The organism is Klebsiella sp. 141240 (assembly GCF_050600805.1).
Lineage (GTDB): Bacteria > Pseudomonadota > Gammaproteobacteria > Enterobacterales > Enterobacteriaceae > Klebsiella > Klebsiella aerogenes.
Genome location: NZ_JAQIRK010000004.1, coordinates 385,570 through 401,371, shown reverse-complemented (window position 1 = coordinate 401,371; position 15,802 = coordinate 385,570). Strand labels below are relative to the sequence as shown.

Genomic DNA, 15,802 nt, shown 5'->3' with positions numbered 1-15,802 from the left:
CTATTGATAAGTCGCCACGCTGCTTTTACTCCCCCGCCAGTGGAACTGCTGATTTCTTGCGCTGAAGCAATACTTTGTAACACTTGAAACACTGTTCCAATACCATTACACACATTAAAATTAAGTTTATATAATTAGCATTATAATAAATAGATAAGTGAACGTTTTATATACACTAGCTGTATATAAAGCCGTATCGCACGCACACACGACCCACAAGGAAAACCATGGAGCTTCTGGATTTGCTCAGAACCATTTTTGAGCGAGTACGTACTGATGCGGATTTTATTTCATTTACTGAAGTACTCATTGAAAATAATGTCTCTTATTACATCTATTTTGTTGCTACCGGGAATGTGAATTTTGTTATGTCATCAGATACTTTCGTTTCCCTGAAAAGCAACAGAAAGTTGCTGCGTGTTAACTCGCAGGCCTGCAGAACGCTCACCCGAGAAGCTGCGCGACGCCACTTTAGTGGTGTCACTCCTTTTGATAACTATTGCGCCGAACTGGCAAATGCCGGGGTATTTAAATGGGTGGTTGATCTTAATGAAAAAACGCGCCATTACTGGTCAAAAGACAACACATTATTGCATATGGAAAATATGATTCTCCCCTTTTAATCGCAGAAATTATTAAACGCTCATCCAGATATTCAGACGGCCCGGAAGTTAGTTTACGCTTGGGGCCGCTCAACACCTCAAGTTGCGCAACAGAAAAGGGAAATGGCTTTTTATTTGCGCAAAAACAGACTTTGCCCCCCCCATCTCCATGTATCCATGGGATTTTTTCCGTACTTTTAAACGGTTACGCTGCTGATGTATAATATCGTGCACTTCAACTAAAAAATGAGTGCGACCATGATTGATTCAACTTTGCCTTTAACAGACATTCACCGCCATCTTGACGGCAACATCCGTGCCCAAACCATTCTCGATCTTGGCCGCCAGTTCAATATTACTCTCCCGGCAGATACCCTTGAAACGCTGCGTCCGCATGTGCAGGTCACCAGCAATGAACCAGACCTGGTTAGCTTCCTGGCGAAACTCGATTGGGGCGTGAAGGTGCTGGCTTCTCTGGAAGCCTGCCGCCGTGTTGCCTGGGAAAACGTTGAAGACGCCGCGCGCAACGGCCTGCACTACGTTGAGCTGCGTTTTTCTCCGCGTTATATGGCGATGACCCATCAGCTGCCGGTCGCCGGCGTCGTCGAAGCGGTGATTGCCGGAGTACGCGAAGGCTGCCGTGATTTCGGCGTCGAGGCGCGTCTGATTGGCATCATGAGCCGCACCTTCGGCGAAGCGGCCTGTGAAGAGGAACTCGACGCCCTGCTGGCCCATCGCGATGGGATCACCGCGCTGGATCTGGCTGGCGATGAGCTGGGGTTCCCTGGCGCGCTGTTTATGGATCATTTCCGTCGCGCGCGTGACGCGGGTTGGCGTATTACCGTCCACGCAGGTGAAGCAGCCGGGCCGGAAAGTATCTGGCAGGCCATTCGTGAACTGGGCGCCGAACGCATCGGTCATGGGGTGAAAGCCGTGCAGGATCCGAAGCTAATGGACTACCTCGCCGCTGAACGTATTGGCATTGAATCCTGCCTGACGTCGAACATCCAGACCAGTACCGTCGCCTCACTGGCGCAGCACCCGCTGAAGACCTTCCTCGATCACGGCGTGCTGGCCTGCATTAACACCGACGATCCGGCGGTACAGGGTGTGGATATTATTCACGAGTACAATGTCGCCGCACCGGCGGCGGGCCTCAACCGCGAGCAGATCCGTCAGGCGCAAATTAACGGTCTGGAACTGGCGTTCCTCAGCCGTCAGGAAAAAGAGGCGCTGATCCAACGCGTTCTAAAGGCTAATTAAGCCAAAGCTCCGCCGTGCAGGCGGAGCATGCTGTTAAATCAGGCACAGCGCCGTCCGGTGCCGTGCCGATTCAATCCCCAGTTCAATCAGTTCCATAATCTGAATCGCCTGGCTTGCGGGTACCGGGTTTTCTCCGCTGCCGTTGAGCGCATCGCGAATCGCCGCATAATAAGCGGGATAGTTCCCGGGGAGCGTCAGCCAGGTTTCCTCGACGCGCTCTTCACCTTCAACACGGGTCAATATACCGTCACGCATATCGTAGCCCCAATCCTCCTGCGGCAACCGTTCGCCGTTTTTCAAACGTTCTTCCTGCGGATCGAGACCATATTTCACATAGCTTCCTCGTGAACCATGGACGATATATCGCGCCGTTTCTGCCGCCGCCAGCAGCGTGCTGTGCAAAATCACTCGCCGTTGCGGATAAACTAACACCGCGTGAAAATAATCCGTCGCCTGCGCGCCGGGGCGCTGCTGCGCCAGATCGACGGCAATACTCACCGGCAGGCCAAACAGATTGACCGCCTGATCGAGCAGATGCGGGCCTAAGTCATACCAGATACCGCTGCCAGGGCCGCCCTGCTCACGCCAGCGGTCACGAACCTGCGGGCGAAAACGATCGAAATGTGATTCAAAATAACTGACCTCCCCCAAATCCCCTGCGGCAATCAAGGCCTTCAGCGTGAGAAAATCGCTATCCCAACGGCGATTATGGAACACCGATAACAGCCGCCCGCGGCTTCTGGCGATAGCATCCAACTCGCGTGCTTGTGACAGTGTCACGGTAAAAGGTTTGTCAACAATGACGTGTTTACCCGCCTCCAGCGCCGCTCGCGCCAAAGGGAAATGGGTATCGTTGGGAGTCGGAATAACAATCAAATCGATATCAGGATCAGCGTATAGCGAACTCGCTGAAGCCACCACCTGGGTCGCCGGCCAGTCTGTCAGTACTTTTTGCGCGTCGCTACTGACCACGGCCGATAGCGCCATACCCGGCGTACCGGAAATCAATGGCGCGTGAAATGTCTTGCTTGCATAACCATAGCCTATCAGTCCTACCCTTATAGCATCACTCATGGCGTCATCCTCGCAGGCAACCATGACTTCTACTATAAACCTTTATCTTCCGCTTATCCGTGCACGCTGTTCATCTTTGCGTCAGTTGCGCAATGCATGGGCGGTAATACTTGCGTTGTTTCCGCGGTTTAGTAACATTTCAATCCATTTTAACTTTCCGCTTTAGAATTATGACGACTGTTTTTACCCGCATTGTAGAACTTATTGGTTGGGTTGTGTTTGGCGTTTCGGCTGTGCTGTTGGTGGTTGCGCATCAAATCGATGATTATCAGTCCCCGCCCCCGGCTAGCACCGTACAGGCGAAATAAAGGCAAAAAGTGATACTCGCCGCAAATCTGCAACCGGTTTCAGAAACCGGTTGCAGATTTGTCGCGCCATTCAATACACTCTCCTTATCACTTGATAAGGAGTTTTTTTGATGGCCGCATTTCCGCAAGATTTTCTCTGGGGGGCAGCAACGGCCGCCTACCAGGTTGAAGGCGGGCACGATGCCGATGGCAAAGGCCCATCTATTTGGGATATTTACTCGCACCAGCCGGGAACCACCTTTCAGGGCACCAATGGCGATATCGCCGTCGATCACTATCATCGTTTTCGTGAAGATGTCGCCCTGATGGCTGAAATGGGGCTACAAAGCTACCGTTTTTCTATCTCCTGGCCACGGTTATTGCCTCATGGCCGTGGCGAAGTCAATGAACCCGGCGTACAGTTTTACAGCGATTTGATCGACGAACTGCTGGCGCACAATATCGAACCAATGATCACCCTTTATCACTGGGATTTACCGCAGGCATTGCAGGACGAAGGGGGTTGGGAGGCTCGCAGCACAGCGGAAGCCTTCGCCGAATACGCTCGTCTGTGCTATCAGCGCTTCGGTTCCAGGGTCAAGCTGTGGGCAACCTTTAACGAAACCATCGTATTTATCGGCCACGGTTATATTAATGGCTGCCATCCACCGGCGGTACGCGACCCGGCTCGCGCCATCCAGGCTTGTCACCATGTCTTTGTCGCCCACGCGCTGGCCGTTAAGACCTTCCGTGAAATGAACATTAACGGCCAGATCGGTTTCGTTAACGTCCTGCAGCCCCATACGCCGTTGACGCAAAGCGCCGAGGATATCAGGGCCACCGCGTTGGCCGATGCTATCCATACCCACTGGCTATACGATCCGGTACTGAAAGGCGTCTATCCAGCCGATTTGCTCCGTCAGGCTCAGGCGCTGTGGAATGTACCCCTTTTTGCGCCGGGCGACGATGCGCTGCTCAAGGAAAACCGCTGTGATTTTATCGGCCTGAATTATTATCGTCGGGAGACGGTCTCCGCCACGCCGCAAGAAGGTCCAGGCGTCGGCGAGTCCGGCGTGGATGGATTATTTTATTTCGTCCGCAATCCGCAAAGTACTTATACTGAATGGGGCTGGGAAATTTGGCCGCAGGGATTAACCGACGGCATCATGATGATAAAAGAGCGCTATGGCGATATCCCAATCTATATCACCGAAAATGGTTTGGGGGCAAAAGATCCGATAATTGACGGTGAAATTGTCGACGATCCGCGAATTGACTATCTGAGTAGCCACATTAATGCGCTGGAAAAAGCAATAGCATTAGGTGCGGATGTCCGCGGTTTTTACCCGTGGTCCTTTATTGACCTGCTAAGCTGGCTCAACGGCTATCAGAAGCAGTATGGCTTTGTCTACGTCGATCACCAGCAGAACCGCGCCCGCAAACGAAAAAAGAGTTATTTCTGGTACCAAAACGTTATTGCCAGCCGAGGCGAACAGCGTTAATCTTCCCCCCTCAGGCGCCGTCCGGCGCCTGATCTGGTTGTAGAATATTCTTAAATTTCTTTTTACGATGCCAGGATCCTAATCAGTTCTTGTTTTTAGTATTGGCAACCGAAATAATTCCGCCGGCCCATCAAGAAGGCGCTGTTAGTTGAAACACGGTTTACAGAAAATTGGTAATATTCGACTTAATTCCGATTATTAAATGGATACACAAATGACCGTTCAGGATTATTTATTAAAATTCCGCAAAATTAGTTCGCTGGAAAGCCTAGAAAAACTTTTTGATCATCTTAACTATTCTCTCTCTGACACCAATGAAATCGTCAACATGTATCGCGCCGCCGATCACCGCCGCGCCGAGTTAGTCTCTGGCGGAAAACTGTTCGATGTCGGCCAGGTGCCGAAGTCGGTATGGCGTTACGTGCAATAAAGACTGTTATCATTCACGCCAGTTGCTTATACTTCCCGCCCTGAAATTAACTAACTGGCGTTGAATCCGGGGGTTACGATGTCCTCTCAATCTGCAGAACGTATCGGCGGATGGCTACTGGCGCCGCTGGCGTGGTTACTGCTCGCGCTGCTCAGCACCTCCCTATCATTAATACTGTACGCGAATGCGCTGATGGCGCCGCAGACCTGGGCATTGCTGAAAGCGATGAGCTTCGGCCACCTGGCGCTATGGCTGGCCTCGCTGCTGTTCGCCGTCGCGATGTGGTATTATACCCTGTGGCTGACAATAGCTTTTTTCAAACGCCGCGCGGTGGTACCCAAACACTACATTATCTGGCTGCTTATTTCGCTGCTGCTGGCGATTAAGGCGTTCGCTTTTTCGCCGATTTCGGATCTTCTGGCCATGCGCCAACTGCTGTTTCCGTTGCTTGCCGCAGCACTGTTTGCGCCCTATTTTCGACGTTCTGCGCGGGTTAAGCGGACCTTCGTCAATCCGTAATAACCACACAGTTCACCTGTTGTCGCCGGTATCGATTTATTCGATAATAGGCGGCTTTTTTTCGTTTCAGGTCCAATAATGGCTGATTATTTACTGCTCTTTGTCGGTACTGTCCTTGTTAATAACTTCGTGCTGGTGAAGTTCCTTGGATTGTGCCCGTTTATGGGGGTTTCCAAAAAGCTGGAAACCGCTATGGGGATGGGACTGGCCACCACCTTCGTGATGACGCTGGCCTCGATTTGCGCCTGGTTGATCGACACCTGGATCCTTATCCCGCTAAACCTTGTTTATCTGCGCACCCTGGCCTTTATCCTGGTCATCGCGGTGGTGGTGCAATTTACCGAGATGGTGGTCCGTAAAACCAGCCCGGCGCTGTATCGCCTGCTGGGGATCTTCCTGCCGTTAATCACCACCAACTGCGCGGTGCTTGGCGTGGCATTGCTGAATATTAACCTCGGGCATAATTTCCTGCAGTCCGCGCTGTACGGTTTCGCCGCCGCCGTCGGTTTCTCGCTGGTGATGGTGTTATTCGCCGCCATTCGCGAACGACTAGTAGTTGCCGATGTTCCCGCGCCGTTTCGCGGTAACGCGATTGCGCTGGTGACCGCAGGATTAATGTCGCTGGCATTTATGGGCTTTAGTGGTTTGGTGAAGTTGTAATGAGCGCTGTCTGGATAGCCGTGATCGCCATCAGCCTGCTCGGGCTGATTTTCGGCTTAATACTAGGGTACGCGTCGCGCCGTTTTGCGGTGGAAGACGATCCGGTGGTAGAAAAAATTGATGAACTGCTGCCGCAAAGTCAATGCGGCCAATGCGGTTTTCCTGGCTGTCGTCCCTACGCGGAAGCCGTTGGGACTCAAGGTGAAAAAATTAACCGCTGCGCCCCCGGCGGCGAAGCGGTTATGTTAAAAATCGCCGCATTATTGAATGTCGATCCGCAGCCTATTGACGGCGACGAGCAGCAGCAAGAGCCGGTTCGCATGTTGGCGGTGATTGATGAAGCCAACTGCATTGGCTGCACCAAATGTATTCAGGCCTGCCCGGTCGATGCCATCGTTGGCGCGACCCGCGCCATGCATACGGTGATGAGCGACCTGTGTACCGGCTGTAATCTCTGCGTGGCCCCCTGCCCGACTCAGTGTATTGACCTGCGTCCAGTCGCTCAGACCACCGAAACCTGGAAATGGGACCTGCAAACCATCCCAGTACGCAATATTCCTGTGGAACAACATGTTTAAGTTATTTTCCGCTTTCCGAAAAGACAAAATCTGGGACTTCAACGGCGGTATTCATCCGCCTGAAATGAAAACTCAGTCCAACGGCACGCCGCTGCGTCAGGTTCCGCTGCCGCAGCGTTTCGTCATTCCGCTGAAGCAGCATATCGGTGCTGAAGGCGAACTGTGCGTACAACCGGGCGACAAAGTTCTGCGCGGTCAACCGTTGACCCGCGGTTTTGGCAGAATGCTGCCGGTTCATGCCCCGACTTCCGGAACGGTGACGGCTATCGAGCCTCACTCGACCGCCCATCCTTCCGCGCTGGCGGAACTGAGCGTTATTATCGACGCCGATGGCGAAGATTGCTGGATTGAGCGCGAGGGCTGGAGCGACTACCACAACAAGTCGCGTGAAGAACTGATCGAACGTATCCACCAGTTTGGCGTCGCCGGACTCGGCGGCGCCGGCTTCCCTACGGGAACTAAACTGCGCGGCGGCGGTGATAAAATCGACACCCTGATTATCAATGCCGCCGAATGCGAACCCTATATCACCGCTGACGATCGCCTGATGCAGGATTGCGCGGCGCAGGTTGTGGAGGGGATCCGCATCCTTGCGCATATTTTGCAGCCCAAACAGGTGCTGATTGGTATCGAAGATAACAAGCCGCAGGCCATCTCCATGCTGCGCGCGGTATTAACCGACGCCCACGGCATAGCGCTGCGGGTAATTCCAACCAAATATCCCTCCGGCGGTGCGAAGCAGCTCACGCAAATTCTCACCGGAAAGCAGGTGCCGCACGGCGGACGCTCTTCCGATATTGGCGTCCTGATGCAGAACGTTGGCACCGCTTATGCAGTTAAACGCGCGGTGATCGACGGCGAGCCGTTGACCGAGCGCGTCGTCACCCTCACCGGCGAAGCGATTAGCCGTCCGGGCAACGTTTGGGCGCGCCTTGGTACGCCGGTGCGCCATCTTCTGAGCGATGCCGGTTTCTGCGCCAGCGCGGAGCCGATGGTCATCATGGGCGGGCCGCTAATGGGCTTCACTCTGCCCTGGCTCGACGTTCCGGTCGTGAAAATCACTAACTGCCTGCTGGCGCCGTCGGTGACTGAGATGGGCGAAACGCAGGAAGAGCAAGGTTGTATCCGCTGCAGCGCCTGCGCCGATGCCTGCCCGGCAGATCTCCTCCCCCAGCAGCTATATTGGTTCAGTAAAGGCCAGCAGCACGATAAAGCCACCACCCACAACTTAGCTGACTGCATCGAATGCGGCGCCTGCGCCTGGGTCTGTCCTAGCAATATTCCACTAGTGCAATATTTCCGCCAGGAAAAAGCGGAAATTGCCGCCATTCGCCTGGAAGAACAGCGCGCCGCCGAGGCCAAAGCTCGTTTTGAAGCGCGACAGGCGCGTCTTGAGCGCGAAAAAGCCGCGCGTCAGGAGCGGCACAAAAAAGCTGCCGTCCAACCGGCGGCGAAAGATCAGGATGCTATTAACGCCGCGTTGGCCCGGGTGCGTGATAAGCAGCGTGATGCGGCGCAGCCGATTGTCATTCAATCCGGCAGTAAACCGGACAACAGCGAAGCGATTGCCGCCCGCGAAGCGCGTAAAGCCGAGTCTCGGGCGCGCAAAGCCGCACAGCAAACTGCTGTCGACTCGACAGCCGATGCTCCCGATCCGCGTAAAGCCGCCGTTGAAGCCGCCATCGCTCGCGCCAAAGCACGAAAAGCCGCGCAGCAGGTTGAAAGCGCCGCACCGTCTGCCGAAAGTGAAGCTCCGGTTGAGGCAGCGCCCGCGGTCGACCCGCGTAAAGCCGCCGTTGAAGCAGCTATCGCCCGAGCCAAAGCGCGTAAGGCTGCGCAGCAGGTTGAAAACGCCGCACCGTCTGCCGAAAGTGAAACAACGGTTGAGGCTGCGCCCGCGGTCGATCCGCGTAAAGCCGCCGTTGAAGCCGCTATCGCCCGTGCAAAAGCGCGTAAGGCCGCACAGCAAGTAGAACAACAAACCGCGCCGGACGCGGCCAATGACGACCCGCGTAAAGCGGCCGTCGCGGCAGCTATCGCTCGCGTTCAGGCACGTAAAGCAACACAGCAGGCAGTTAACGAGGAATAAATGGTTTTCAGAATCGCAAGCTCCCCTTATACCCACAACCAGCGCCAGACCTCGCGAATTATGCTACTGGTGCTGCTGGCGGCGATCCCTGGTATTGTCGTCCAGAGCTGGTTTTTCGGCTGGGGTACCCTGTTGCAGATTATCCTTGCGGCCTTCACCGCATGGGGAACCGAAGCGGCTATTCTCAAGTTGCGCAAACAAAATATTGCGGCAACCCTTGCGGATAACTCCGCCCTGCTGACCGGTTTGTTGCTGGCAGTCAGTATTCCGCCGCTGGCGCCGTGGTGGATGGTGGTGTTGGGCACCGCATTCGCGGTGGTGATTGCCAAGCAACTGTACGGCGGATTAGGGCATAACCCCTTCAACCCGGCAATGATCGGCTACGTCGTCCTGCTGATCTCTTTCCCGGTGCAGATGACCTCCTGGTTACCACCTCACGAGATTGCCGCTCAGGTTCCTGGTTTTATGGATGCGCTGCAGGTCATTTTCGGCGGCCACACCGCCAGCGGTGGCGATATGAACAGCCTGCGCATGGGAATCGACGGTATCAGCCAGGCTACTCCGCTGGATACATTTAAAACGTCGCTGCATGCCGGACACAGCGCAAAAGAGATCCTGCAGTATCCAATTTATGGCGGCCAACTGGCTGGTCTCGGCTGGCAGTGGGTTAACCTCGCCTGGCTGGCTGGCGGGCTGTTCCTGCTTTGGCAAAAAACCATTCGCTGGCATATCCCGGTTAGCTTCCTGCTAAGCCTTGCCGTCTGCGCCACTCTCGGCTGGATTTTCTCACCGGAAAGCCTGGCATCGCCGCAAATGCATCTGCTTTCCGGCGCCACCATGCTCGGGGCATTCTTTATCCTTACCGATCCGGTGACGGCATCCACCACCAACCGCGGACGCCTGATTTTCGGCGCGCTGGCCGGTTTACTGGTATGGCTAATCCGCAGCTTCGGCGGTTATCCGGACGGGGTCGCCTTTGCCGTGCTGCTGGCGAATATTACCGTCCCATTGATTGACTACTACACGCGCCCGCGCGTGTATGGCCACCGTTGAGGAGTCGCGATGTTAAACAGCATGCGTAAACATGGCATCACGCTGGCGCTCTTTGCCGCTGGCTCGACCGGACTAACGGCCGCCATTAATGAGTTAACCAAAAACACCATCGAGCAGCAGGCCGCGCTGCAGCAAAAGGCCCTATTCGATCAGGTCCTGCCAGCGGAGAGTTATAATAACGATCTGCTGAAAAGCTGTTATCTGGTGACCGCGTCGCAGTTAGGCAAAGGTCAGCATAAAGTGTGGATTGCAAAACAGAACGATACGCCGGTCGGCGCGGTGATGGAAGCCACGGCGCCGGATGGTTATTCCGGGGCGATTCAACTGCTGGTCGCAGCTGACTTTAAAGGCACCGTTCTTGGATCACGTGTCACCGAGCATCATGAGACCCCCGGACTCGGCGATAAGATCGAACTGCGTATTTCTGACTGGATCACCCACTTCAGCGGCAAGGTTATCCATGGTCAAAATGATAACCACTGGGCGGTGAAAAAAGACGGTGGTGATTTCGACCAATTCACCGGTGCGACCATTACCCCCCGCGCGGTGGTAAACGCCGTTAAACGCGCGGGACTGTATGCGCAAACGCTGCCCGCGCAGATCCCTGAATTCACCGCCTGCGGAGACTAAACCATGAGCGAAGTAAAAGACGTCATTGTTCAAGGGTTGTGGAAGAATAACTCGGCGCTGGTTCAGCTGTTGGGTATGTGTCCCCTGCTTGCGGTTACCTCAACGGCTACCAATGCCCTGGGCCTCGGTCTGGCGACCACGCTGGTACTGACGCTAACTAACCTCACTATCTCCAGCCTGCGCCGTTGGACGCCAGCGGAGATCCGTATTCCGATCTACGTGATGATTATCGCCTCGGTAGTTAGCGTGGTACAAATGCTTATCAACGCATACGCTTTCGGCCTGTATCAATCGTTGGGTATCTTCATTCCACTTATCGTCACCAACTGTATCGTGGTGGGGCGCGCCGAAGCGTTCGCCGCCAAAAAAGGACCGGCGCTGTCGGCGCTTGATGGTTTTTCCATTGGTATGGGCGCGACCTGCGCCATGTTTGTGCTGGGATCGCTGCGCGAAATAATCGGCAATGGCACGTTGTTTGATGGCGCCGATAGCTTATTAGGCGGTTGGGCGAAAGTTCTGCGCATCGAAGTTTTCCATACCGATACTCCGTTCCTGCTGGCGATGCTGCCGCCGGGCGCTTTCATTGGCCTCGGTATGATGCTGGCGGTAAAATACCTCATCGATGAGCGTACTAAGCAGCGTAAGGCGAAAGCGGCGCAAGCCGTCTCCGTCGCCCCAACTGATGTGACAGGGAAAGCGTAAGATGAATAAAGCCAAACGCCTGGAGATCCTGACCAGGCTGCGGGATAACGACCCGCACCCAACCACCGAACTTAATTTTACCTCGCCGTTCGAGTTACTGATTGCGGTGCTGCTGTCGGCGCAGGCCACCGATGTGAGCGTCAATAAAGCGACGGCGAAGCTCTATCCGGTCGCCAATACGCCGGCGGCGATGCTGGAACTTGGCGTTGACGGCGTGAAGTCCTATATCAAGACCATTGGTCTTTTTAACAGTAAAGCCGAAAACGTCATTAAGACCTGCCGCATCCTGCTGGAGCAGCATAACGGTGAAGTACCGGAAGACAGGGCGGCGCTGGAGGCCTTACCGGGGGTCGGGCGTAAGACCGCTAATGTCGTGCTGAATACCGCCTTTGGCTGGCCGACTATTGCCGTCGATACCCATATTTTTCGCGTTTGCAATCGGACACAATTTGCTCCCGGCAAGAACGTTGAACAAGTCGAAGAAAAGTTGTTAAAGGTGGTTCCTGCGGAGTTTAAAGTTGACTGCCACCACTGGCTTATTCTTCACGGCCGTTACACTTGTATCGCGCGAAAACCGCGCTGTGGTTCCTGCCTGATTGAAGATTTGTGCGAGTATAAAGAGAAGGTAGAGTCCTGAGTTCTGCATATCTGCTGAATACGACCGCTCTCCCCAGCCGCCGCTATTTTCCTCATTGACCGCCTGGAGCCATAACTTAACCTATGGTTATGGCTCTATTATTTATCAATCATACCGATAATCACTCCATACTTTTGCCGTTTAGATGGATAATTATGCGGTTATATAACCAGCAATCAGCGCATTCGTTTTTTACCGTTGAAAATTTTCTATATATTTGTGATCAAGATCATCCACGCAACTCATCGTTAAATTACTGTTGCAAAAATGCTGCAAAAAGCCAGCAATTTCAATATCAGAGCCTTACACGTCAGGACAATAGCCTGCTTATTTTTAGGAATATAGGCCATCTCACTACCTTCAAGGTCAAAAAGCAGAATATATCGCCTTTATCCCCGCGGCGACGGCCAATCACAGATTAAAATATCAGGTTTAGCAAAAAGGTGAAATTTAACTCTGTATAACATTTGTATGACTGGCTAATTATAGTGGCTTAGTTATGTGTAACAGAGTATTACAAAGCTATTGCCTGATGGGGCAGGATAGTGAACATTACTTGCCGTTTTCCCTCCAAGAATAACTATAAAGGCGGCGGTCCTCCGGGATTGCGCCCCAAACAGCCCCCGTTAATATGGGATGTAAAAAAAGAGGTATATGTGTCAACTGCAAACAATAAACCAGCAGAAAGCGTGAGTTTGAACGCTTTCAAACAACCAAGAGCGTTTTATCTCATTTTCTCCATTGAGTTATGGGAGCGTTTTGGTTATTACGGCCTGCAAGGGATCATGGCCGTTTACCTGGTAAAACAGCTGGGTATGTCGGAAGCGGATTCTATCACCCTGTTCTCTTCCTTTAGTGCACTGGTTTATGGCCTGGTCGCTATCGGCGGATGGCTCGGCGACAAGGTACTTGGCACCAAACGCGTCATCATGCTTGGCGCGATTGTACTGGCTATCGGCTATGCGCTGGTTGCCTGGTCCGGTCACGATGCCGCCATCGTCTATATGGGTATGGCGACTATCGCCGTCGGTAACGGCTTGTTTAAAGCCAACCCGTCCTCCCTGCTCTCTACCTGCTACGACAAGAACGACCCGCGTCTGGACGGTGCATTCACCATGTACTACATGTCCGTCAATATCGGTTCCTTCTTCTCTATGCTGGCCACACCGTGGTTGGCGGCGAAGTTCGGCTGGAGCGTGGCGTTCGCGCTGAGCGTAGTGGGGATGCTGATTACCGTGGTTAACTTCGCCTTCTGCCAGAAGTGGGTTAAACAGTACGGTTCTAAACCTGACTTCGCTCCGGTACATGTCGGCAAACTGCTGGCGACCATCGTCGGCGTGGTAGTTCTGGTTGCTATTGCCACCTGGCTGCTGCACAACCAGGGCATCGCACGTATGGCGCTGGGCGTCATCGCACTGGGCATCGTTATCATCTTCGCTAAAGAAGCCATGGCGCTGCAGGGCGCGGCGCGTCGTAAAATGATCGTTGCTTTCCTGCTGATGGTTGAAGCGATTGTCTTCTTCGTACTGTACAGCCAGATGCCAACCTCGCTGAACTTCTTCGCGATCCGTAACGTTGAGCACTCGATTCTGGGTATCGCGTTCGAACCTGAGCAGTATCAGGCGCTGAACCCGTTCTGGATTATGATTGGTAGCCCGATTCTGGCGGCGATTTATAACAAGATGGGTGACCGTCTGCCGATGCCGCATAAGTTCGCCATCGGTATGGTACTGTGCTCCGGTGCTTTCCTGGTGCTGCCGCTGGGTACCAAATTCGCCAGCGATGCCGGTATCGTCTCCGTCAACTGGTTGATCCTCAGCTACGCGCTGCAGAGTATCGGTGAACTGATGATTTCCGGCCTCGGCCTGGCGATGGTGGCTCAACTGGTACCGCAACGTCTGATGGGCTTCATCATGGGTAGCTGGTTCCTGACCACCGCAGGCGCCGCCATCATTGCAGGTAAAATAGCTAACCTGATGGCAGTACCGGAAAACGTCACCGACCCGCTGGTTTCTCTGAACGTTTACGGCCACGTGTTCCTGCAAATTGGTATCGCGACCGCAGTCATCGCTTTCCTGATGCTGCTGACCGCGCCGAAGCTGAACCGCATGACGCTGGACGACGACGCTGTCGCCAAAGCGCGCGAAACCGCAACCGCTTAAATGCTCCGGGAAAACCAATAAATTTAGGCCGCTAACGTTTGTTAGCGGCTTTTTTTTTGCCCCACGGGGGACTAACATACAGGAAACTGCAGCCACGAGGAGTTACTGATGAAACTGTTCTACAAGCCCGGCGCCTGTTCCCTTGCCTCTCATATCGCCCTGCGCGAAAGCGGCCTCGACTTTACCATCGATAGCGTCGACCTGGCGAAGAAACGCCTCGAAAACGGCGATGACTACCTGCTGATTAACCCTAAGGGTCAGGTTCCCGCGCTGCTGCTTGACGACGACATGCTGCTGACCGAGGGCGTGGCCATCATGCAGTACATTGCCGACCGCGTACCTGACCGTCAGCTGCTGGCCCCAGTGGGCACCATTGCCCGCTATCAGACGCTGGAATGGCTGAATTACGTCGCCACCGAATTACATAAAGGCTTTACCCCGCTGTTCCGCCCGGACACCCCGGAAGACTACAAGCCGACGGTGCGCGCGCTGCTGGAGAAAAAGCTGCAGTATGTCGATGAGTCGCTGCAGGATAAACAGTGGTTGAATGGGCATCGCTTCACCATCGCCGATGGCTACCTGTTTACGGTCCTGCGCTGGGGCTATGCAGTGAAACTGAATATGGAAGCGTACGCTAATATTGGCGCCTGGATGGCGCACGTCGCGGCGCGGCCGTCCGTTGCGGCGGCGCTGTCGGCGGAAGGTCTGAAGTAAACCATTGGCATGCCCGCTTGCGGGCATGCCATCGCGCTTACAGCTGCGTAGCGCTGAAGTAATGCTCCGGTTTGGCAATGCGGTCCTGCGCCGCCACCACCTGCAATTCATACTCGTGCATATTTTTGGTGGCCAGCATGATTTCATACACTGCCGCAGTAACGTGCTCAAGGGCATCGCGCAGGCTGGCGCCCTGCAGTAGCTTAACCAGCAGCAGGCCGCTAGTCACATCGCCCACGCCGACCGGCTGACGGCTGCCAAAATCGACCAGCGGGCGGCTGATATGCCAGGCCTCATCCGCTGTCACCAGCAACATCTCAAAGCGATCCATACTCATACCGGCCCGCGCCAGATGCTTCACCAGCACCACCTGCGGCCCTAGTGCTATCAGCTCACGCGCCGCGCTAACGGCTTCGTCAACGTTGGCTACCGGATGGCCGCACAGGATCTCCAATTCGACAAGATTCGGCGCGATGATATCACTGGCCGGCAGCGCATAGCGTACGTGGAATTCAGCCACCCCGGGGGCGACAATACAGCCTTTTTCCGGGTGGCCCATCACCGGGTCGCAAAAATATTTCGCTGCCGGATTCGCCGCTTTAACCTGACGCACGATGCCGAGAATATGTTCGCCCTGCTCGGCGGAGCCAAGATAGCCGCTCAGTACCGCATCGCAGCTCTGCAGCTTATCGATATCGGCAATCCCCTGCACGATTTCGGTCAGATGCGAAGGCGGCATGACGCAGCCGGTCCATTTGCCGTACTGCGTATGGTTGGAGAACTGAACGGTATTGAGGGGCCAGACGTTGGCGCCGAGGCGGCGCATCGGAAATTCAGCGGCGCTGTTGCCCGCATGGCCAAACACAACGTGAGACTGAATGGCGAGGATGTTCTTCATTT

Annotated in this window: 17 protein-coding genes; 15 read left to right on the top strand and 2 right to left on the bottom strand. The window is 54.4% G+C overall.

Annotated elements, in window-relative coordinates:
- The first annotated feature begins 227 nt into the window (after positions 1–227).
- Positions 228–623, top strand: a complete 396-nt coding sequence (locus tag PGQ95_RS10475; RefSeq protein WP_087858492.1) for a DUF1398 domain-containing protein — start codon at positions 228–230, stop codon at positions 621–623.
- A gap of 237 nt (positions 624–860) precedes the next feature.
- Complete coding sequence (add, locus tag PGQ95_RS10470; RefSeq protein ID WP_087858491.1) at positions 861–1,865, top strand: adenosine deaminase; 1,005 nt, start codon at positions 861–863, stop codon at positions 1,863–1,865.
- 33 nt (positions 1,866–1,898) lie between these two features.
- Here the strand turns inward: add and PGQ95_RS10465 are convergent, their stop codons facing one another.
- Positions 1,899–2,939, bottom strand: coding sequence for an oxidoreductase (locus tag PGQ95_RS10465; RefSeq protein ID WP_308958954.1), 1,041 nt, complete (start codon positions 2,937–2,939; stop codon positions 1,899–1,901).
- Between the two features lie 170 nt (positions 2,940–3,109).
- On the opposite strand from PGQ95_RS10465, the gene blr reads away from it, so the two are divergent.
- From blr to gstA, 13 genes are all read left to right on the top strand, one after another.
- Entirely contained in the window at positions 3,110–3,247 is a 138-nt protein-coding gene (gene blr, locus PGQ95_RS10460) for a division septum protein Blr (protein WP_015366847.1), read from the top strand.
- Positions 3,248–3,357: 110 nt separating this feature from the next.
- Positions 3,358–4,728 carry a GH1 family beta-glucosidase gene (locus tag PGQ95_RS10455; protein WP_213317643.1) on the top strand — a complete coding sequence of 457 codons (1,371 nt, stop codon included), beginning with the start codon at positions 3,358–3,360 and terminating at the stop codon, positions 4,726–4,728.
- A 214-nt stretch (positions 4,729–4,942) separates the two neighbouring features.
- Positions 4,943–5,158 (top strand): transcription modulator YdgT, encoded by a 216-nt coding sequence (gene ydgT / locus PGQ95_RS10450; protein WP_015366849.1) that lies wholly within the window; start codon positions 4,943–4,945, stop codon positions 5,156–5,158.
- A 78-nt stretch (positions 5,159–5,236) separates the two neighbouring features.
- Positions 5,237–5,677, top strand: a complete 441-nt coding sequence (locus PGQ95_RS10445) for a DUF2569 domain-containing protein (RefSeq protein WP_015366850.1) — start codon at positions 5,237–5,239, stop codon at positions 5,675–5,677.
- Positions 5,678–5,755: 78 nt separating this feature from the next.
- Positions 5,756–6,337, top strand: a complete 582-nt coding sequence (rsxA, locus tag PGQ95_RS10440) for an electron transport complex subunit RsxA (protein WP_015366851.1) — start codon at positions 5,756–5,758, stop codon at positions 6,335–6,337.
- On the top strand, positions 6,337–6,915 hold the full coding sequence (gene rsxB, locus PGQ95_RS10435; RefSeq protein WP_045392444.1) for an electron transport complex subunit RsxB: 579 nt from the start codon (positions 6,337–6,339) through the stop codon (positions 6,913–6,915). The genes rsxA and rsxB overlap by 1 nt, the downstream gene beginning before the upstream one ends.
- Entirely contained in the window at positions 6,908–9,004 is a 2,097-nt protein-coding gene (gene rsxC, locus PGQ95_RS10430; protein ID WP_430917983.1) for an electron transport complex subunit RsxC, read from the top strand. Before rsxB ends, rsxC begins: the two co-directional genes overlap by 8 nt.
- Positions 9,005–10,057, top strand: coding sequence for an electron transport complex subunit RsxD (rsxD, locus tag PGQ95_RS10425; RefSeq protein WP_213794736.1), 1,053 nt, complete (start codon positions 9,005–9,007; stop codon positions 10,055–10,057).
- A 9-nt stretch (positions 10,058–10,066) separates the two neighbouring features.
- On the top strand, positions 10,067–10,687 hold the full coding sequence (gene rsxG / locus PGQ95_RS10420) for an electron transport complex subunit RsxG (RefSeq protein ID WP_430917980.1): 621 nt from the start codon (positions 10,067–10,069) through the stop codon (positions 10,685–10,687).
- A 3-nt stretch (positions 10,688–10,690) separates the two neighbouring features.
- Positions 10,691–11,389 (top strand): electron transport complex subunit E, encoded by a 699-nt coding sequence (locus PGQ95_RS10415; RefSeq protein WP_087858486.1) that lies wholly within the window; start codon positions 10,691–10,693, stop codon positions 11,387–11,389.
- A gap of 1 nt (position 11,390) precedes the next feature.
- On the top strand, positions 11,391–12,026 hold the full coding sequence (gene nth / locus PGQ95_RS10410) for an endonuclease III (RefSeq protein ID WP_113374672.1): 636 nt from the start codon (positions 11,391–11,393) through the stop codon (positions 12,024–12,026).
- A gap of 656 nt (positions 12,027–12,682) precedes the next feature.
- Positions 12,683–14,188 (top strand): dipeptide/tripeptide permease DtpA, encoded by a 1,506-nt coding sequence (dtpA, locus tag PGQ95_RS10405; protein ID WP_087858483.1) that lies wholly within the window; start codon positions 12,683–12,685, stop codon positions 14,186–14,188.
- 108 nt (positions 14,189–14,296) lie between these two features.
- On the top strand, positions 14,297–14,902 hold the full coding sequence (gene gstA / locus PGQ95_RS10400) for a glutathione transferase GstA (protein ID WP_087858482.1): 606 nt from the start codon (positions 14,297–14,299) through the stop codon (positions 14,900–14,902).
- Positions 14,903–14,939: 37 nt separating this feature from the next.
- Here the strand turns inward: gstA and pdxY are convergent, their stop codons facing one another.
- On the bottom strand, positions 14,940–15,800 hold the full coding sequence (gene pdxY, locus PGQ95_RS10395) for a pyridoxal kinase PdxY (protein WP_087858481.1): 861 nt from the start codon (positions 15,798–15,800) through the stop codon (positions 14,940–14,942).
- Between the last annotated feature and the right edge of the window lie 2 nt (positions 15,801–15,802).

Coding starts and splice junctions, on each gene's coding strand:
- pdxY (WP_087858481.1), bottom strand. CDS start 15,800: ATGAAGAACATCCTCGCCATTCAGTCTCACGTTGTGTTTGGCCATGCG.
- PGQ95_RS10415 (WP_087858486.1), top strand. CDS start 10,691: ATGAGCGAAGTAAAAGACGTCATTGTTCAAGGGTTGTGGAAGAATAAC.
- PGQ95_RS10465 (WP_308958954.1), bottom strand. CDS start 2,939: ATGAGTGATGCTATAAGGGTAGGACTGATAGGCTATGGTTATGCAAGC.
- rsxG (WP_430917980.1), top strand. CDS start 10,067: ATGTTAAACAGCATGCGTAAACATGGCATCACGCTGGCGCTCTTTGCC.
- ydgT (WP_015366849.1), top strand. CDS start 4,943: ATGACCGTTCAGGATTATTTATTAAAATTCCGCAAAATTAGTTCGCTG.
- add (WP_087858491.1), top strand. CDS start 861: ATGATTGATTCAACTTTGCCTTTAACAGACATTCACCGCCATCTTGAC.
- gstA (WP_087858482.1), top strand. CDS start 14,297: ATGAAACTGTTCTACAAGCCCGGCGCCTGTTCCCTTGCCTCTCATATC.
- rsxC (WP_430917983.1), top strand. CDS start 6,908: ATGTTTAAGTTATTTTCCGCTTTCCGAAAAGACAAAATCTGGGACTTC.
- rsxA (WP_015366851.1), top strand. CDS start 5,756: ATGGCTGATTATTTACTGCTCTTTGTCGGTACTGTCCTTGTTAATAAC.
- rsxB (WP_045392444.1), top strand. CDS start 6,337: ATGAGCGCTGTCTGGATAGCCGTGATCGCCATCAGCCTGCTCGGGCTG.
- PGQ95_RS10445 (WP_015366850.1), top strand. CDS start 5,237: ATGTCCTCTCAATCTGCAGAACGTATCGGCGGATGGCTACTGGCGCCG.
- PGQ95_RS10455 (WP_213317643.1), top strand. CDS start 3,358: ATGGCCGCATTTCCGCAAGATTTTCTCTGGGGGGCAGCAACGGCCGCC.
- nth (WP_113374672.1), top strand. CDS start 11,391: ATGAATAAAGCCAAACGCCTGGAGATCCTGACCAGGCTGCGGGATAAC.
- blr (WP_015366847.1), top strand. CDS start 3,110: ATGACGACTGTTTTTACCCGCATTGTAGAACTTATTGGTTGGGTTGTG.
- rsxD (WP_213794736.1), top strand. CDS start 9,005: ATGGTTTTCAGAATCGCAAGCTCCCCTTATACCCACAACCAGCGCCAG.
- PGQ95_RS10475 (WP_087858492.1), top strand. CDS start 228: ATGGAGCTTCTGGATTTGCTCAGAACCATTTTTGAGCGAGTACGTACT.